This window comes from Pseudomonas lactucae (assembly GCF_016937615.1).
GTDB classification, from domain to species: Bacteria; Pseudomonadota; Gammaproteobacteria; order Pseudomonadales; family Pseudomonadaceae; genus Aquipseudomonas; species Aquipseudomonas lactucae.
Window position 1 is genome coordinate 1 of record NZ_JAFHKI010000185.1, and the last position, 16,850, is coordinate 16,850.

The 16,850-nt window shown below is 60.5% G+C and carries 13 protein-coding genes and 2 pseudogenes; 10 read left to right on the forward strand and 5 right to left on the reverse strand.

What is annotated here, in order from left to right:
* Nucleotides 1-98 precede the first annotated feature (98 nt).
* The 5 genes and pseudogenes from JWR98_RS26740 to JWR98_RS26760 form a co-directional block, all read right to left on the reverse strand.
* Nucleotides 99-1,441 (reverse strand): annotated as a pseudogene (locus JWR98_RS26740) (imelysin family protein).
* Nucleotides 1,442-1,568: 127 nt separating this feature from the next.
* The gene (locus tag JWR98_RS26745) at nt 1,569-3,620 is read right to left on the reverse strand and encodes a putative bifunctional diguanylate cyclase/phosphodiesterase (protein ID WP_078734437.1); all 2,052 of its coding nucleotides are present in this window, start codon (nt 3,618-3,620) and stop codon (nt 1,569-1,571) included.
* Between the two features lie 219 nt (nt 3,621-3,839).
* Nucleotides 3,840-4,040, reverse strand: a complete 201-nt coding sequence (locus JWR98_RS26750; RefSeq protein ID WP_078734436.1) for a hypothetical protein — start codon at nt 4,038-4,040, stop codon at nt 3,840-3,842.
* A gap of 157 nt (nt 4,041-4,197) precedes the next feature.
* On the reverse strand, nt 4,198-4,794 hold the full coding sequence (locus JWR98_RS26755) for a superoxide dismutase (protein WP_003175739.1): 597 nt from the start codon (nt 4,792-4,794) through the stop codon (nt 4,198-4,200).
* A 177-nt stretch (nt 4,795-4,971) separates the two neighbouring features.
* Nucleotides 4,972-5,574, reverse strand: a complete 603-nt coding sequence (locus tag JWR98_RS26760; protein ID WP_078734435.1) for a LysE/ArgO family amino acid transporter — start codon at nt 5,572-5,574, stop codon at nt 4,972-4,974.
* Nucleotides 5,575-5,664: 90 nt separating this feature from the next.
* On the opposite strand from JWR98_RS26760, the gene JWR98_RS26765 reads away from it, so the two are divergent.
* From JWR98_RS26765 to JWR98_RS26810, 10 genes and pseudogenes are all read left to right on the forward strand, one after another.
* Nucleotides 5,665-6,558 (forward strand): LysR family transcriptional regulator ArgP, encoded by an 894-nt coding sequence (locus tag JWR98_RS26765; RefSeq protein ID WP_078734434.1) that lies wholly within the window; start codon nt 5,665-5,667, stop codon nt 6,556-6,558.
* 53 nt (nt 6,559-6,611) lie between these two features.
* Nucleotides 6,612-7,610 (forward strand): NAD-dependent epimerase/dehydratase family protein, encoded by a 999-nt coding sequence (locus JWR98_RS26770; protein WP_078734433.1) that lies wholly within the window; start codon nt 6,612-6,614, stop codon nt 7,608-7,610.
* Between the two features lie 128 nt (nt 7,611-7,738).
* Nucleotides 7,739-8,584 (forward strand): ATPase, encoded by an 846-nt coding sequence (locus tag JWR98_RS26775; protein WP_078734432.1) that lies wholly within the window; start codon nt 7,739-7,741, stop codon nt 8,582-8,584.
* Between the two features lie 190 nt (nt 8,585-8,774).
* A pseudogene (locus JWR98_RS26780) lies at nt 8,775-10,042 on the forward strand (D-mannose isomerase).
* Nucleotides 10,043-10,146: 104 nt separating this feature from the next.
* Entirely contained in the window at nt 10,147-11,433 is a 1,287-nt protein-coding gene (locus JWR98_RS26785; protein WP_003175733.1) for an ABC transporter substrate-binding protein, read from the forward strand.
* 99 nt (nt 11,434-11,532) lie between these two features.
* Nucleotides 11,533-12,441, forward strand: a complete 909-nt coding sequence (locus JWR98_RS26790) for a carbohydrate ABC transporter permease (protein WP_003175732.1) — start codon at nt 11,533-11,535, stop codon at nt 12,439-12,441.
* Complete coding sequence (locus JWR98_RS26795; protein ID WP_003175731.1) at nt 12,434-13,279, forward strand: carbohydrate ABC transporter permease; 846 nt, start codon at nt 12,434-12,436, stop codon at nt 13,277-13,279. Before JWR98_RS26790 ends, JWR98_RS26795 begins: the two co-directional genes overlap by 8 nt.
* Nucleotides 13,280-13,281: 2 nt before the next feature.
* A complete protein-coding gene (locus JWR98_RS26800) occupies nt 13,282-14,442 on the forward strand; it encodes an ABC transporter ATP-binding protein (protein WP_003175730.1) in 1,161 nt (386 codons plus the stop codon).
* Between the two features lie 86 nt (nt 14,443-14,528).
* Nucleotides 14,529-15,875, forward strand: coding sequence for a carbohydrate porin (locus tag JWR98_RS26805; RefSeq protein WP_003175729.1), 1,347 nt, complete (start codon nt 14,529-14,531; stop codon nt 15,873-15,875).
* 103 nt (nt 15,876-15,978) lie between these two features.
* Nucleotides 15,979-16,824: a D-hexose-6-phosphate mutarotase gene (locus JWR98_RS26810; RefSeq protein ID WP_205491658.1), complete on the forward strand. Its 846-nt coding sequence runs from the start codon at nt 15,979-15,981 to the stop codon at nt 16,822-16,824.
* Nucleotides 16,825-16,850 lie beyond the last annotated feature (26 nt).

Here is a 16,850-nt window from a genome sequence, read left to right on the forward strand (position 1 = left end):
AGCCCCCTCCCACATGGGGTCCCGGGGGGTTGTGCTACTGTGAAAGGGCAGGCACAAAAAAGGCGACCCGAAGGTCGCCTCATTCAACACAGCACCACTCAGAACTCGTGATCAGCGCTGTCCGGGTTCAGGTCGCTGATGCCCAGCTTGCCGGCCGCGGCTTCGATCGAGCCGGTCTGCTTGACCAGCGCCGCGATGGCGTCGCGCACGATCTGGTTGCCTGCCTCGTAACCGGCGGCGATCAACTGGTCGTAGTGCTCACCCTTGTTGGCGTGGTCGACCATGACCTGGATCTTCGCCTCGGTGGCGGCCAGGTCGGCCTTCAGCGCGGTATCGGCAGCCGGGTCGCCTTGGCCACCAGGGACGACAGGCTGGCGCCGGTCATTTTGGTGCCGTCGACGCGGGTGTACTCGCCCAGGTAGACGTTGCGGATGCCCTTGGCGTCGTAGAAGTGCGAATTGTGAGTGTTGTCGCTGAAGCAGTCCTGCTCGTCTTCCGGCGAGTTGGCTTCCAGGGACACTTTCATACGCTCACCGGCCAGTTCGCCGAGGGAGAGGCTGCCCATGCCGAACAACATTTTGCGCAGGCCGTCGGTGGCAGGTTCTGCCTCGAGGGTGGCGCGATAGTTGTCTTCGACGTTGGGTTTCCAGTTGCCGACCATTTCTTCCAGGTCGCTGACCAGCAGTTGGGTCACGGCGCTCAGGTAGGCGCGACGGCGCTCGTTGTGGCCGCCGGTGGCACCGCTACCGGTCAGGTAGTCCGATGCGGGACGCTTGCCTGCGCCGGGGCCGGTGCCGTTGAGGTCCTGGCCCCACAGCAGGAATTCAATGGCGTGGTAGCCGGTGGCGACGTTGGCTTCGGAACCGCCCAGCTCATTGAGGCTGGCGAGTTTTTCCGGGGTGATGACCTTCACGTCGATCTTGTCTTCGCCGATCTGGATCTGGGTGTTGGCGATGATGTTGGCGGTAGCGCCCGGGTTGCCCAGGGCATGCTCATAGGATTTGTCGGTGTAGTCGATCAGGCCTTCGTCCAGCGGCCATGCGTTCACCTGGCCTTCCCAGTCGTCGATGATGGTGTTGCCGAAGCGGAACACTTCGCTCTGCAGGTACGGCACGCGGGCGGCAACCCAGGCGGCGCGGGCGGCTTTCAGGGTTTCGTCGTTCGGCTTGGCGAGGAACGCGTCGACCGCGGTCTGCAGGGTTTTCGCGGTGGATTCGGCGTCGCTGTACACCGCGAAGACCATGTCGGCGTAATGCGCGACCACGGCTTTGGCGGCGGTTTCGTCGACCTGGCCGGCAGGGGTGGCAGCCGCTGGAGCGGTAGTGCTGGCAGCCGGGGTCGGCGCCTGGTTGGCTGCGGGCTTGTCTTTACCTTCGCCGCAACCGGCGAGAGAAATGGCAATAGCCAGCAGACTGGCGGTGGCCAGGGGCATACGAATCATGGCGAACATCCTGCTTCGGTTGTTGATAGGACGCGCGGGGGGGCGCAAAAACTGCGACATAATGCGAAAGATTTGCATTTTGTGTAAAGGGTTATACGCGGGAAATATTAACTATCGTTTCGCCCTGTTACAGAATCATCGCGTTGTCCCGCTCGGCCTGCTTCAAAAAAGCCGCCAGCTCCCGAGCCTGCAAGGGTTTGCTGTAGTAGTAACCCTGACCTTCGTGGCAGCCTTCGGAGATGATGTAAGCCTCCTGTTCCGCGGTTTCCACGCCTTCGGCGATTACCTGCATGCCGAGGCTTTTGCCCAATTGGATAATCGCTCGCACGATGGTCGCATCGTCGTCATCGTCCAGCAGGTCCTGGACGAAGCTCTTGTCGATCTTGATTTTGTCCAGCGGCAGGCTTTTCAGATAGCTCAGCGACGAGTAACCGGTGCCGAAGTCGTCGATGGCGATCAACGCCCCGGAACGGCGCAGGCTCAGCAGGTGCTGGGCGGCGGTGCTGATGTCCTCCATCAGGCCGGTCTCGGTGACTTCCAGCTCCAGGCTGCGTGGCGGCAGGCGGTAGATCTGCATCAGGTTATTCACTACCCGGGGCAGCTCGGTGTGGTGCAACTGCACGGTAGACAGGTTGACCGCCATGCGCAGGCCGGTGAACCCCTGGTCGTGCCATTCGCGCAGTTGGCGGCAGGCCTGGTCCAGCACCCATTCACCGATGGGAATGATGGTGCCGTTCTGTTCGGCCAAGGGAATAAACAGGTCCGGCGGCACCAGCCCGTGTTCCGGATGCTGCCAGCGAATCAGCGCTTCCACGCCCACCACATGCTGGTCGCGGTAGCTGATCTGCGGTTGGTACACCAGGTGAAACTGGTCGCGGCTCAACGCCTCGCGCAGGTCTTTTTCCAATTCGCGGCGCCGGCGCATTTCGCTGTCGACGCTGGCGATATAGAACTGATAGCGGTTGCGCGAGCGGCTCTTGGCCAGGGTCATGGTCTGCTCGGCTTTTTGCAGCAGCTTCTCGGTGCTGTCGCCATCTTCGGGGAACAGGGTGATGCCGATGGTGGCACGCAGGCGGATCGGTTCCTGATCGAGGGCGAACTCCGCTTCCAGGTCGTCGAGGATACTTTGCGCGAGTTCGGCGGCTTCGTAGGGCTGATCGATATTGGCCTGGACCAGGGCAAACTGATCGCCGCCCAGGCGTGCCAGGGCGCCGAGGCGGCCGCTGTGGGCGCGCAGGCGGTCGGCCAGGGCCAGCAGCAATTTGTCGCCGGCCTGGTAGGTAAATTGCTCGTTGATGCTTTTGAAGTCATCCAGTCCCACGCACAACACGGCCACACGGCGCTGCCGGCGGCCGGCGTCGATCAGGATCTTGTCCAGTTGCTCCTGCAGTTTCTGGCGGTTCGGCAGGCCGGTCAGAAAGTCGTACTGGGCCATGCGCAACAGGCTGCTTTCCGCTTCGTGACGTAAATGAGTGTTGCGCTCGATGGATTCGAGCAATTGGTTGGCGGTGTTGATCCACAGCCCCAGTTCGTTGCGCTCATGACCCTTGAGCAGCGGAATCTTGTGTTCGCTGGGGCGGTCCGGGTTGATTGAGGTCAGGTGCTCGATGATTCGCGACAGCGGTTTGGTCAGCAACCAGTGGTAGACCAGGTACAGCACCAGGCCCAGGGCGAGCGCGCGCAGTACCCCAGAAATGAAGATGATCACCGAATTGACAATAAACCCCTGACCATAGGTGGCCGTGTCGAGGGTAATGCTCAGGTCACCGTAATATTCGCTGTAGGGGCCTTTGCCGACCAGGCTGGTGGTAAAGGTGCGTTCCTGGCCAAGAATCAGGTCGGTCAGCCAGCGGCTGGAGGATTGCTGCAGCGCGCGGCTTTTTTCCGCCAGCATGGTTTCGTTGGGGTGGCCGATGGAGGCCATGCGCACGGCATCGTCCTGGAACAGCCCTTCGATCACCTGCATGCCCATCTCGCGGTCCAGGCTGTAGACGGCCTGGGTCGAAGGGTCGCGAAACATGTCGAGGATGCGCTGAGCATCACCGGCCACGGCCTGGCGCGTCTTATAGGCATCAAACACGATCTGCGCCACGCTCAGCGCCACGCCCACGATCAATGCCGACAGCAGCACCACCCGTAGCAACTTCACCGACAAGCTGTTTTTGAGTTCCAGCTTCAAAGGGGCATTCCTTGTCTCATGCGGGTGGCCTTCAATATGCCATGAGTATTGGCAATCTGATGGCGGCCGTCAAAGGAACATTGGGGCGTGGGGCGACGGGAAGCGGTCGAATGCAGGTGGGGCAGGAAGAGGGCGGATAAAATCCGCCGCTCTCTGATGCGGTGCGGGGCCTAAAGGGCGCGAACCTTTTGGGTATCCCGCCTGGCGGGAACCACTGTTTTATGCGTTGTAACTGATCTGAACAGTGTTGCTCTGGTGCGTATCGGCGCAGATTTTGCCTGGGTCCTGATTGGCGCTCGTGCTTTTTGCGTCCACGATCTTCCCGAGCAAATCCAAGCCTTTGCCCAGCACATCCAGGCCTTGGCCGACGACTGGCATCACTGACGATAATGCCGACATACCCATCGATAACGGATCCATTGCGGACTCTCCTACATGAACTGAGAGAGGTATTTCTCTCGTCGTCTGGGTGGCGAATTCGTTTCAGTGAGTTCCGCACTTCCTGCACGGCGTGCATTTTTTCAAGTGCCCAAAAAAAGCCCGGCAATCGCCGGGCTCTTTTTACTGCAAGCGTTGCTTAGGCAGTGAAGGTCTTGCCTTCGAACTGCTCAGCCACGAACTTCCAGTTGACCAGGTTCCAGAACGCTTCCACATACTTTGGACGCACGTTGCGGTAGTCGATGTAGTAGGCATGTTCCCACACGTCGCAGGTCAGCAGCGGCGTGTCGCCGTTGGTCAGCGGGTTGCCGGCGCCGATGGTGCTGGCCAGGGCCAGAGAACCGTCAGCCTTTTTCACCAGCCAGCCCCAACCGGAACCGAAGGTGCCGACGGACGTCTTGGTGAACTCTTCCTTGAACTTGTCGAACGAACCGAACGCCGCGTTGATGGCTTCAGCCAGTGCGCCGGTAGGTTGGCCGCCGGCGTTTGGTGCCAGGCAGTTCCAGTAGAAAGTGTGGTTCCAGACCTGAGCGGCGTTGTTGAAGATGCCGCCCGAAGAGGATTTGACGATCTCTTCCAGGGTCTTGCCTTCGAACTCGGTGCCAGGCACCAGGTTGTTCAGGTTCACGACATAGGTGTTGTGGTGCTTGTCGTGGTGGTATTCCAAGGTTTCCTTGGAGATGTGCGGCTGCAGGGCATCGTGTGCGTAGGGCAGCGGCGGCAATTCGAAAGCCATGATGATTCTCCTAATCAGGTCAGTTGCGGTGAGCGCAAGGCCGATCACGGGCGGCCAAACATGCGCCGGGGAGTTTGTACTCTTTGCGGCGCAGGGGCAGGATCATAGCACCGGGGGTGCGGCAAAACCACGCAACAACTGTGTGGGATAGAGGTTCCAGAGCCTTTTGGAATAAGTTCACGGCGCGCTTATTAATTGGTAGGCCACGCTGAACATCATCCCCGCCACCAACAGGTCCAGCAGGCGCCAGGTCGCCGGGCGTGCCAACCACGGTGCCAGCCATGCCGCGCCCACGGCCAGGGTCATGAACCACAGGAACGAAGCGCTGGCGGCGCCGGCCACATAGGCGCCGGGGTCGGTTTGTTGCGCGCCCAGCGAACCAATCAGCAATACCGTGTCCAGGTACACGTGGGGGTTGAGCAAGGTGACCGCCAAGGCACTGAGCAGTACCGCGCGCAGGGAGCGCATCTTGATATTGGCGCCTTGATCCAGGCTCTGTGTCGAACAGGCTCGACGCAATGCCGACACGCCATACCACACCAGGAACGCAGCGCCGCCCCAGCGCGCCACGCCCAACAGGATCGGGCTGTGAGCCAGCACCGTGGCCAGGCCGAATACGCCTGCGGTGACCAGCAACGCGTCGCAAATCACACACAGCGCCGCAACGGGCAGGTGATGTTCACGGCGCAGACTCTGCGCCAGCACGAAGGCGTTTTGCGTGCCGATGGCCATGATCAGGCCGAGGGCCACCAGCAATCCGTTCATATAGCTTTGCCACATAGATAAGATCCTCTCAACGATGCTGGTCATTCTCATGGTTCAGGCTGTATAAGAAAAACAAATCTTGCTCATTGCTCATTAGGGAAACTGATGTTCGAGTATAAATTGCTCTCCGCCCTGGCGGCCGTGGTGGAACAGGCCGGCTTCGAGCGCGGCGCTCAAGTGCTGGGTATATCGCAGTCGGCAATTTCCCAACGCATCAAGTTGCTCGAAACGCGCATCGGCCAGTCGGTGCTGGTACGTGCCACGCCGCCGACGCCGACCGATATCGGCCGGCGCCTGCTCAACCATGTGCAACAGGTACGCTTGCTGGAGCGTGACCTGCAAAGCCAGGTGCCAGCACTGGACGAGGAGGGCATGCCCGAACGCCTGCGCATCGCCCTGAACGCGGACAGCCTCGCCACCTGGTGGGCCGAGGCGGTCAGCGATTTTTGCGCCGAGCAGCATTTGCTCCTCGACCTGGTCGTAGAGGACCAGACCGTGAGCCTCAAGCGCATGCGCGCCGGTGAAGTGGCGGCTTGCATTTGCGCCAGCGAACGTCCGGTTGCCGGTGCGCGCAGCCTGCTGCTCGGCGCCATGCGTTACCGGGCGCTGGCCAGCCCGGCCTTTATAACCCGGCATTTCCCGCAGGGCGTGCGCGCCGATCAGTTGGCCCGCACACCGGCGCTGGTGTTTGGCCCGGACGATTTCCTGCAGCATCGCTATCTGGCTTCGCTCGGTGTCGACGGTGGTTTCGAACATCATTTATGCCCATCCTCCGAAGGCTTTATCCGCCTGACGGAAGCCGGCCTCGGCTGGGGGCTGGTGCCTGAATTGCAGGTGCGCGACCAACTGGAAAGAGGCGCGCTGGTGGAGTTACTGCCAGATAAGCCCATCGACGTGCCGTTGTACTGGCATCATTGGCGCAGTGGCGGGCAACTGTTGGGCGTGTTGACCGACCATCTGGCTCAGGCGTGTGGTCAATGGTTGGTGCCGTTGGACTGATGGCGTGCGTCAAGGCAACAGCGATGAAAAAACGAAAGAACACGGAGTAATACATGAAGATTCTGGTCACCGGCGCAAGCGGCTTCATCGGCGGGCGCTTTGCGCGTTTCGCCCTGGAGCAGGGCCTGGATGTACGGGTCAACGGGCGCCGCGCCGAGGGTGTGGAGCACCTGGTAAGGCGCGGTGCCGAGTTTATCCAGGGTGACCTGAATGATGCCGACCTGGTGCGCGACCTGTGCCGCGATGTTGAAGCGGTGGTGCACTGCGCAGGTGCCGTGGGACTGTGGGGGCGTTATCAGGACTTTCATCAGGGCAACGTGCTGGTCACTGAAAACGTCGTCGAAGCCTGCCTCAAGCAACGCGTCGGGCGCCTGGTGCACCTGTCGTCGCCGTCGATCTACTTTGATGGCCGCAACCATCTGGGCCTGACCGAAGAACAAGTGCCCAAGCGCTTCAAGCATCCCTATGCCGCCACCAAATACCTGGCGGAGCAGAAAGTCTTCGGCGCCCAGGAGTTCGGCCTGGAAGTATTGGCCCTGCGCCCGCGCTTTGTGACCGGGGCGGGGGACATGAGCATCTTTCCACGCCTGCTGAAGATGCAGCGTAAGAACCGCCTGGCCATCGTGGGCGACGGCCTGAACAAAGTCGACTTCACCAGTATTCACAACCTCAATGAAGCGTTGCTCAGCAGCCTGCTGGCCCCCGGCTCGGCACTGGGCAGGGCCTACAACATCAGCAACGGCGCGCCGGTGCCGGTGTGGGATGTGGTGAACTACGTGATGCGCCAAATGGAGTTGCCCCAGGTCACTCGTTATCGCTCCTACGGTTTGTCCTACAGTGTGGCCGCATTGAACGAGGCGTTCTGCGCCATGTGGCCCGGGCGCCCGGAGCCTTCGTTGTCGCGCCTGGGCATGCAGGTCATGAACAAAAATTTCACCCTCGACATCAGCCGGGCCAGGCATTATCTGGACTACGAGCCCAAAGTCAGCCTGTGGACCGCCCTCGACGAATTCTGCGGCTGGTGGAAGGCGCAGGATCCCGGGCTCAAGTAAAGGTCACACCAGGCAACATATCGGGAACCGAATTCAGGGTTCCGGGTCGATCAGTGCGACGCGACTGCGGTTTATACTCCGCTCGCTCGGCTCTCCCGCCAGTCACCTCACCGATTCAGGGTTGATACATGCGTAACGATGCCAACGACGATCTCGACAACGTTCCCAGCCTGCGGGCCGACCTTGGGGATGACGATGATTTCGAACCTTCCCCGGCCACTTCGGTGCGTTCGCGAAACACACCCGTGATCAAGGTCAAGGGGGCCAGCACCGGTCCGCTGTGGGCGTTGATCGGTGCGCTGCTGATCGCCTTTGCCGGCCTGGCCTGGTGGAGCTTCCAGCAGATCTCGCTGATGGGCCAGCAGTTGGTCGCCACCCAGGAAAGCTTTGCGCGCATCAGCGAAGAAGCGGCGGGGCGCCTGCAGGATATTTCCGGCAAGGTGTTCGCCAGCCAGGCCAGTGTGAATAACGGCAGCGAGGCACTCAAAGCGCAGATCAAGCAGTTAGAGAGCCAGTTGCAGGAACAGAGTAAGCAGCAGCTCGGCGTGGCCGGCCAGGCCACCGACCTGGACAAGCGCCTTGCGCAAATGACCGCCAGTACTACCGAACTGTCGAGCGCCAATGCCAAGCTGCAAGGCCAGGTGCAAGCCCTGACCGACGCGGTAGCCACCCTCAAGGCCGCGCAAGGGGACGCCGGCAGGCGCGACAATGAGATCAAGGAGCTGGCCGCCGACGTGGCCGCGCTGAAAAAACAAGGCAACCCAAGCGCCGCCATCGCCCGTCTTGAACAGGACTTGGTGGTACTCAAAAGCGCGCAGGACGCCCAGCCGGCCAATAACGATGCGCCGACCAATAAAGAGTTCGACGTGTTCCGCATCCAGACCACGCGCAATATCACGACCTTGCAGAGCCAGGTGCAGAACCTGCAGCAGCAGCTCAACACGCCGGCGAAGATCACCCCGCTTGGTCAATGATTAAAACCGGACCAAATGTAGGAGGGGGCAAGCCCCTCCCTTCCACATTTGGGATTGTTGTCAAAGTTAAATAATGCGCGCTGGTAACATTGTCACCACTCGGTGACATTTCCCATCCCCTTCGTTACTTGCCCCGTTCACGCCCTTGTTTAGACTCCCGTCACCCCACAAAAAACAATAAGGGCCGCCCATGACCACGCAACCACTGCCTGCCAGCAGTTGGCTCAACGCACCTGCCCATCACGCCTGGCTCGCCGCCGAAGGCCAGCGCCTGCTGTCATTCGCCAAGGCTCCCGCCTGCCGGACGGCTTTGGCAACCTCGACGACAAAGGCCAGCTCCCATCCACTGCCCACGCAGAAACCATGAACACCGCGCGCATGACCCACAGCTTCGCCATGGCGCATGCCATGGGCTTGCCGGGGTATGCCGAGCTGGTTGAGCACGGGGTGGCGGCCCTAAGTGGCCCTTTGCGCGACAGCGAGCATGGCGGCTGGTTCGCTGCGCCGCAGGCGGTGGATGGCAACACCGGCAAGGCTGCGTATCTGCATGCGTTTGTCGCCCTGGCCGCCAGCTCTGCGGTGGTGGCGGGTGCGCCGGGTGCGCCGGGTGCGCAAACCCTGCTCAATGACGCCATCCACATCATCGACCAGTTTTTCTGGAGCGAGGAGGAGGGCGCGATGCTTGAGTCCTTTGCCCGCGACTGGAGCGGCCTGGAAGCCTATCGCGGCGCCAACAGCAACATGCACGCCACCGAAGCGTTTCTCGCCCTGGCCGATGTGACCGGTGATACGCGCTGGCTGGACCGCGCACTGCGCATCGTCGAGCGCGTGATCTGCACTCACGCGGCCGGCAACCAATTCATGGTGATCGAGCATTTCGACAGCCAATGGCAACCGCTGCTCGGTTACAACGAAGACAACCCCGCCGACGGTTTCCGCCCCTACGGCATCACCCCCGGCCACGGTTTCGAATGGGCGCGGCTGGTCTTGCACCTGGAAGCCGCGCGCCTGCAAGCCGGGCTGGTCACGCCGGATGGGTTGGTCGGCGACGCCAAGGGGCTGTTCGCCAGTGCCTGTGAATTCGCCTGGAATGTGGATGGCGCCCCCGGCATCGTCTACACGCTGGACTGGCAGCATCAGCCGGTGGTGCGCGAGCGCCTGCACTGGACTCACGCCGAAGCCAGTGCCGCGGCTCAAGCCCTGCTCAAGCGTACCGGTGAAGCTCACTACGAAACCTGGTACCGGCGGTTCTGGGAATTTTGCGACACCCATTTCATCGACCGGCGCCACGGCAGCTGGCACCACGAACTCAGCCCGCACAACCAGCCCAGCAGCACCATCTGGGGTGGCAAGCCGGACCTGTACCATGCCTGGCAAGCGGTAGTGCTGCCTGCACTGCCCTTGGCGCCGAGCATGGCCAGCGCTTTAGGCGCTGGGTGCTATGTCACCAAGTGGTGACATTTGTGCATCCCTTTGTTACCTGCGCTCAAAAAAACCATGTTTAAACTCCGTGCAGCGCAAGCTCCAGACTTGCATGCATAACAACAAGAAAAGGTATTCAGATGAACGCGATTAATCGCCTCGCCGTAGCTATTTCCGTTGCCTCGTTGTTTCCTCTCAGTGCATTTGCCGCCGACTCCAAAGGGACGGTTGAAGTTGTGCATTGGTGGACCTCGGGTGGCGAAAAAGCGGCTGTAGATGTCCTGAAGGCCCAAGTCGAGAAAGACGGCTTCACCTGGAAAGACGGTGCCGTCGCCGGTGGCGGTGGCGCCACGGCCATGACCGTGCTCAAAAGCCGCGCGGTCGCCGGCAACCCGCCAGGCGTTGCCCAGATCAAAGGCCCCGACATCCAGGAATGGGCGTCCACAGGCCTGCTCGACACCGACGTCCTCAAAGACGTGGCCAAAGAAGAAAAGTGGGACTCCCTGCTCGACAAGAAAGTCTCTGACACTGTGAAGTACGACGGTGACTACGTCGCCGTACCGGTCAACATTCACCGTGTGAACTGGCTGTGGATCAACCCGCAAGTCTTCAAGAAAGCCGGCATCACCAAGAACCCCACCACCCTCGAAGAATTCTACGCCGCCGGCGACAAGCTCAAGGCCGCGGGCTTCATCCCGCTCGCCCATGGTGGCCAGCCTTGGCAGGACAGCACCGTATTCGAAGCGGTGGTTCTGTCGGTGATGGGCGCTGATGGCTACAAGAAAGCCCTGGTCGACCTGGATAACGCTGCGCTGACCGGCCCGGAAATGGTCAAGTCGCTGACTGAGCTGAAAAAAGTCGCGACCTACATGGACGTCGACGGCAAAGGCCAGGACTGGAACCTCGAAGCGGGCAAGGTCATCAACGGCAAGGCCGGCATGCAGATCATGGGTGACTGGGCCAAGTCCGAATGGACCGCTGCCAAGAAAGTCGCGGGCAAGGACTACGAGTGCGTAGCCTTCCCAGGCACCGACAAAGCCTTCACCTACAACATCGACTCCCTGGCGGTGTTCAAGCAGAAAGACAAAGGCACTGCTGCCGGTCAGCAGGACATCGCCAAAGTCGTCCTGGGTGAAAACTTCCAGAAGGTGTTCAGCATCAACAAGGGTTCGATCCCTGTGCGTAACGACATGCTGAACAAAATGGATTCGTACGGCTTTGACTCCTGCGCGCAGACCGCCGCCAAAGACTTCCTGGCAGACGCCAAGACCGGTGGCCTGCAGCCGAGCATGGCGCACAACATGGCCACCACCCTGGCTGTGCAAGGTGCGTTCTTTGACGTTGTGACCAACTACATCAACGACCCGAAAGCCGATCCGGCCGACACCGCCAAGAAACTCGGCGCTGCGATCAAGTCGGCTAAATAAGCTACGAGCTGCAAGTTACAAGCTACAAGTGGGCGCGGTTGTCTTGACGCTTTCAGCTTGTAGCTTGTAGCTGCCTTCAGTCTTTTATTGGATTTCCCCATGAGTTCTGTTGCTGTGTTCAGCAAAGCCTCGCCGTTCGATGCACTGCAGCGCTGGCTACCCAAACTGGTGCTGGCGCCCAGCATGTTTATCGTGTTGGTAGGCTTCTACGGCTACATCCTGTGGACGTTTGTACTGTCGTTCACCACGTCCACCTTCCTGCCCAGTTACAAATGGGCGGGCCTTGCGCAATACGAGCGGTTGTTCGACAACGATCGCTGGTGGGTGGCGAGCAAGAACCTGGCGCTGTTTGGCGGCATGTTCATCGGCATCACCCTGGTGATCGGCGTGACGCTGGCGATTTTCCTCGACCAGAAAATCCGCCGCGAAGGCTTTATCCGCACCATTTACCTATACCCGATGGCGCTCTCGATGATCGTCACCGGTACCGCCTGGAAATGGCTGCTCAACCCCGGCATGGGCCTGGACAAACTCCTGCGTGACTGGGGCTGGGAAGGTTTCCGCCTGGACTGGCTGATCGATCCGGACCGCGTCGTTTACTGCCTGGTGATCGCTGCTGTCTGGCAAGCCTCGGGCTTTATCATGGCGATGTTCCTCGCCGGCCTGCGCGGTGTTGATCAATCGATCATCCGTGCGGCCCAGATCGATGGCGCGAGCCTGCCGCGCATCTACTGGAGCGTGGTGCTGCCCAGCCTGCGTCCGGTGTTCTTCAGTGCGGTGATGATCCTGGCGCACATTGCGATCAAGAGCTTCGACCTGGTGGCGGCAATGACCGCCGGTGGCCCGGGCTACTCGTCCGACCTGCCTGCAATGTTCATGTACTCGTTCACCTTCAGCCGTGGCCAGATGGGCATGGGTTCGGCCAGTGCAATCCTGATGCTCGGTGCGATCCTCGCGATCATCGTGCCTTACCTCTACTCCGAGCTGAGGACCAAACGTAATGACTAGTCTCGCCTCCAAACCCGCCATCAGCCTGAGCCGCATCGCGATCTACGCGGTGCTGATTCTCGCGGTGCTGCTGTACCTGGTGCCGCTGGTGGTGATGTTGCTCACCAGCTTCAAGACCCCGGAAGACATCACCACCGGCAACCTGCTGAGCTGGCCGACCGTAGTCACCGGCATTGGCTGGATCAAGGCCTGGGATACGGTGGATGGTTACTTCTGGAACTCGATCAAGATCACCGTTCCGGCCGTGCTCATCTCCACCGCCATCGGTGCGCTGAATGGCTACGTGCTGTCGTTCTGGCGCTTCCGCGGTTCGCAGCTGTTCTTCGGCTTGCTGCTGTTCGGCTGCTTCCTGCCGTTCCAGACCGTACTGCTGCCGGCATCGTTCACCCTCGGCAAGATGGGCCTGGCCAGCACCACCACGGGCCTGGTGTTTGTGCACGTCGTCTACGGCCTGGCGTTTACCACGCTGTTCTTCCGTAACTACTACGTGAGCATCCCGGATGCGCTGATCAAGGCGGCACGCCTGGACGGTGCGGGTTTCTTCACCATCTTCCGTCAGATCATTCTGCCGATGTCGACCCCGATCATCATGGTCTGCCTGATCTGGCAGTTCACTCAGATATGGAACGACTTCCTCTTCGGCGTGGTGTTCTCCAGCGGCGACTCCCAGCCCATCACGGTGGCGCTGAACAACCTGGTCAATACCAGCACCGGGGCCAAGGAATATAACGTGGATATGGCGGCGGCGATGATCGCCGGGCTGCCGACCCTGCTGGTCTATGTGATCGCAGGCAAGTATTTCGTGCGCGGCCTCACGGCCGGCGCGGTCAAGGGGTAATCATGGCTACGCTTGAACTTCGCAATGTAAACAAGACCTATGGCGCCGGCCTGCCCGACACCTTGAAGAACATCGAACTGTCGATCAAGGAAGGCGAATTCCTGATCCTGGTCGGCCCGTCGGGCTGTGGTAAATCCACGCTGATGAACTGCATCGCCGGCCTGGAAACCATCACCGGCGGCGCGATCATGATCGGTGATCAGGACGTGAGCGGCATGAGCCCCAAGGATCGCGACATCGCCATGGTGTTTCAGTCCTACGCGCTGTACCCGACCATGAGCGTGCGCGAGAACATCGAGTTCGGTCTCAAGATCCGCAAGATGCCCCAGGCCGACATCGACGCTGAAGTGGCGCGCGTGGCCAAGCTGCTGCAGATCGAGCACCTGCTCAATCGCAAGCCGGGCCAGCTGTCTGGTGGTCAGCAACAGCGTGTGGCCATGGGCCGTGCGCTGGCGCGTCGCCCGAAGATCTACCTGTTCGACGAACCGCTGTCCAACCTCGACGCCAAGCTGCGCGTCGAGATGCGCACCGAAATGAAGCTGATGCACCAGCGCCTCAAGACCACCACCGTCTACGTGACCCACGACCAGATCGAGGCGATGACCCTGGGCGATAAAGTGGCGGTGATGAAGGACGGCATCATCCAACAATTCGGCACGCCGAAGGAAATTTACAACGACCCTGCTAACCTATTTGTGGCAAGCTTTATCGGTTCACCACCCATGAACTTCGTTCCCATGCGCCTAAAACGCAAAGACGGTCACTTGGTTGCGCTGCTCGATAGCGGCCAGGCCCGCTGCGAATTGCCGCTGAGCATGAACGACACGGGCCTGGAAGACCGCGATGTGATCCTGGGCCTGCGCCCGGAGCAGATCGTGCTGGCGACGGGGGAAGGCAATGGGTCGTCGAGCATTCGTGCCGAAGTCCAGGTCACCGAGCCCACCGGCCCGGACACCCTGGTGTTCGTGCAGCTCAATGACACCAAGGTGTGCTGCCGTCTTGCACCGGACGTAGCACCCCAAGTGGGGGAGACACTGACCCTGCAATTCGACCCGGCCAAGGTCTTGTTGTTCGACGCCAACACCGGCGAGCGCCTGGGCACCGCTTCTTCATTGCCCGCACAGGGGCATGCCGACAATGTGGCCCAATTCAAGGGTCGCTGAAGCAGGTAACGTGTTGTTTTAATTGAAAAAAAGTAACCCGCGTTAGATAAAAACAGTTTAATAACAATAAAGACGAGGATGTAGGGATGAAAAAGCAACACAACAACACCCGGCTGATCTGCCAATTGTCAGCGGCAGCAGCCCTGGTATTGTCCGCCAATGCGATGGCGGCCGATGCATTCAGCGCCGATTCCAAGTGGATGACCGGCGATTGGGGCGGCGAACGTACCAAGCTGATCGAGCAAGGTATCGACATCAAGGCTGACTACGTAGGGGAGATGGGCTACAACGCCCACGGCGGTTATAACGACGACAAGACCGGTCGCTATTCCGACCAGTTCGGTCTGGGCGTGGCACTGGACCTGCAAAAACTGTGGGGCTGGGATAACACCCAGGCCAAGATCCAGTTCACCAACCGTAATGGCCAGAACATCTCCAACGACCGCATTGGCGACCCGCGTGCCGGCACGCTGAGTTCGTCCATGGAAGTCTACGGTCGTGGCCACATGGTGCGTCTGACCCAGTTCTGGATCCAGCACCAGATGTTCGACAACAAGCTGGATGTGAAGCTCGGCTACTTCGGTGAAGGCGAAGACTTCAACACCTTCCCATGCGACTTCCAGAACCTGTCGTTCTGCGGCTCCCAGGTCGGTAACTACGTGAACACCTGGTACAACTGGCCGGTCAGCCAGGCGGCGATCCGCGTGAAGTACAACATCACGCCAGAGCTGTATGCGCAAATCGGTGCCTACAACCAGAACCCATCGCAGCTGGAACACGGCAACGGCTTCAAGCTCAGCGGCAGCGGCACCAAGGGCACCGTGATTCCGGTGGAATTGGTCTGGTCGCCGAAGGTTAATAACCTGCCGGGCGAATACCGTGTGGGTTACTACAAGAGCGCCGCCGATGCTCCGGATGTACGTGAAGACGTCAACGGCGGCAATGCTGTCCTCACTGGCGCAGACTTCCGTACCCGCAGCAGCAAGAAAGGCTACTGGTTCGTTGCGCAACAGCAACTCACCACGCACAACGGCGACGCTTCCCGTGGTCTGAACATCGCGGCCAACGCGACCTTCCACGATAAGGAAACCAACCTGGTCGACAACTATCAGTCGCTCATGCTGGTGTACAAAGGTCCATTCGATGCGCGTCCAAAAGACGACGTCGGTATTGGTGCCGCGCGCCTGCACGTCAACAATGACGTGAAGAAAAACGCGGAATTGCTCAATGCCGCCAACGGCGTCAGCGACTACGACAACCCGTTGTACACGCCGATCCGCGAAACCGAATACAACTTCGAAATCAACTACGGCTTCCACGTTACCAACTGGCTGACCGTACGTCCCAACCTGCAGTACGTCGTGCAACCTGGCGGCGTGGATAAAGTCGACAACGCGTTGGTGGCTGGTTTGAAAATCCAGTCTACGTTCTAACGCTGTTGCGATAAGCTCCTTCTCTCTGTGCGCATTTTGCGGGTAGCCATGGCTATCCGCTTTTTTTTGCGTGGCACTGTGAAGATATTCAGGACCGTGGCACATGCATGAGCAACCGCTGCAACGCTTTTTCAAATCCCTGCGCGAGCGTCCGGTGTTCGCCTGGGAGCGCTTTCAGCTGCGCGACGTGTTGGTGATCGACCACCCGCTGTGCCAGGCGGTGTTCAGTCGCCAGGGCGCACAACTGCTGCATTTTCAGCCCCGTGACCAGAAACCCTGGTTGTGGTGCGCGGCCAAGTGGCCGCAGGTCGGCGCCATTCGGGGCGGCGTGCCGGTGTGCTGGCCGTGGTATGGCCGTCACCCGAGCGAAAACGCATGGCCCTCCCATGGCTGGGCGCGGTTGATCGACTGGAAACTGCTCGACAGCAGCACCGACGACGACGGCGTGCGCCTGCATTGGCAATTGCAGCTGTGCGACTGGCAGGTCGACCTGCACGCGCACCTGGGCGAAACCCTGGAGCTGCGCCTGAGCACCGAGCATCAGGACGAGTTGCCGTGCCAGTTGAGCCATGCATTGCACGCTTACTGGCGTATTGGTCACGTCGACGAGATAGCGCTGTCTGGGCTCGACGGTGCACAAGGTTACGACCAGCTCAATCGCCAGGCTTGCCAGCAGGAAGGCGAATTGCGGGTGGAGGGTGGGTGCCAGCGGGTCTTCCGGCACGAGGGCGAGTTGCAGCTCAAGGATCACGCCTGGCAGCGCGAACTGTGCATCGACACCGGTGACAGCGCCAACACCGTGGTGTGGCACCCGGGCAGCCGGCCGCTGTTGGGGGTCAGCTTTAACGAGGCGTCGGGGTTTGTGTGCGTGGAGTCGGCGATGGCCGGGGCCAGTTTGGCGCCGGGAGAGAGGGCACATCTTAGTTTGCAGGCGAGGGCTGGGGTTTAGCGGTGTGGCTGATGGCCTCATCGGGG

Coding starts and splice junctions, on each gene's coding strand:
- JWR98_RS26750 (WP_078734436.1), bottom strand. CDS start 4,040: ATGGATCCGTTATCGATGGGTATGTCGGCATTATCGTCAGTGATGCCA.
- JWR98_RS26755 (WP_003175739.1), bottom strand. CDS start 4,794: ATGGCTTTCGAATTGCCGCCGCTGCCCTACGCACACGATGCCCTGCAG.
- JWR98_RS26760 (WP_078734435.1), bottom strand. CDS start 5,574: ATGTGGCAAAGCTATATGAACGGATTGCTGGTGGCCCTCGGCCTGATC.
- JWR98_RS26765 (WP_078734434.1), top strand. CDS start 5,665: ATGTTCGAGTATAAATTGCTCTCCGCCCTGGCGGCCGTGGTGGAACAG.
- JWR98_RS26770 (WP_078734433.1), top strand. CDS start 6,612: ATGAAGATTCTGGTCACCGGCGCAAGCGGCTTCATCGGCGGGCGCTTT.
- JWR98_RS26775 (WP_078734432.1), top strand. CDS start 7,739: ATGCGTAACGATGCCAACGACGATCTCGACAACGTTCCCAGCCTGCGG.
- JWR98_RS26785 (WP_003175733.1), top strand. CDS start 10,147: ATGAACGCGATTAATCGCCTCGCCGTAGCTATTTCCGTTGCCTCGTTG.
- JWR98_RS26790 (WP_003175732.1), top strand. CDS start 11,533: ATGAGTTCTGTTGCTGTGTTCAGCAAAGCCTCGCCGTTCGATGCACTG.
- JWR98_RS26795 (WP_003175731.1), top strand. CDS start 12,434: ATGACTAGTCTCGCCTCCAAACCCGCCATCAGCCTGAGCCGCATCGCG.
- JWR98_RS26800 (WP_003175730.1), top strand. CDS start 13,282: ATGGCTACGCTTGAACTTCGCAATGTAAACAAGACCTATGGCGCCGGC.
- JWR98_RS26805 (WP_003175729.1), top strand. CDS start 14,529: ATGAAAAAGCAACACAACAACACCCGGCTGATCTGCCAATTGTCAGCG.
- JWR98_RS26810 (WP_205491658.1), top strand. CDS start 15,979: ATGCATGAGCAACCGCTGCAACGCTTTTTCAAATCCCTGCGCGAGCGT.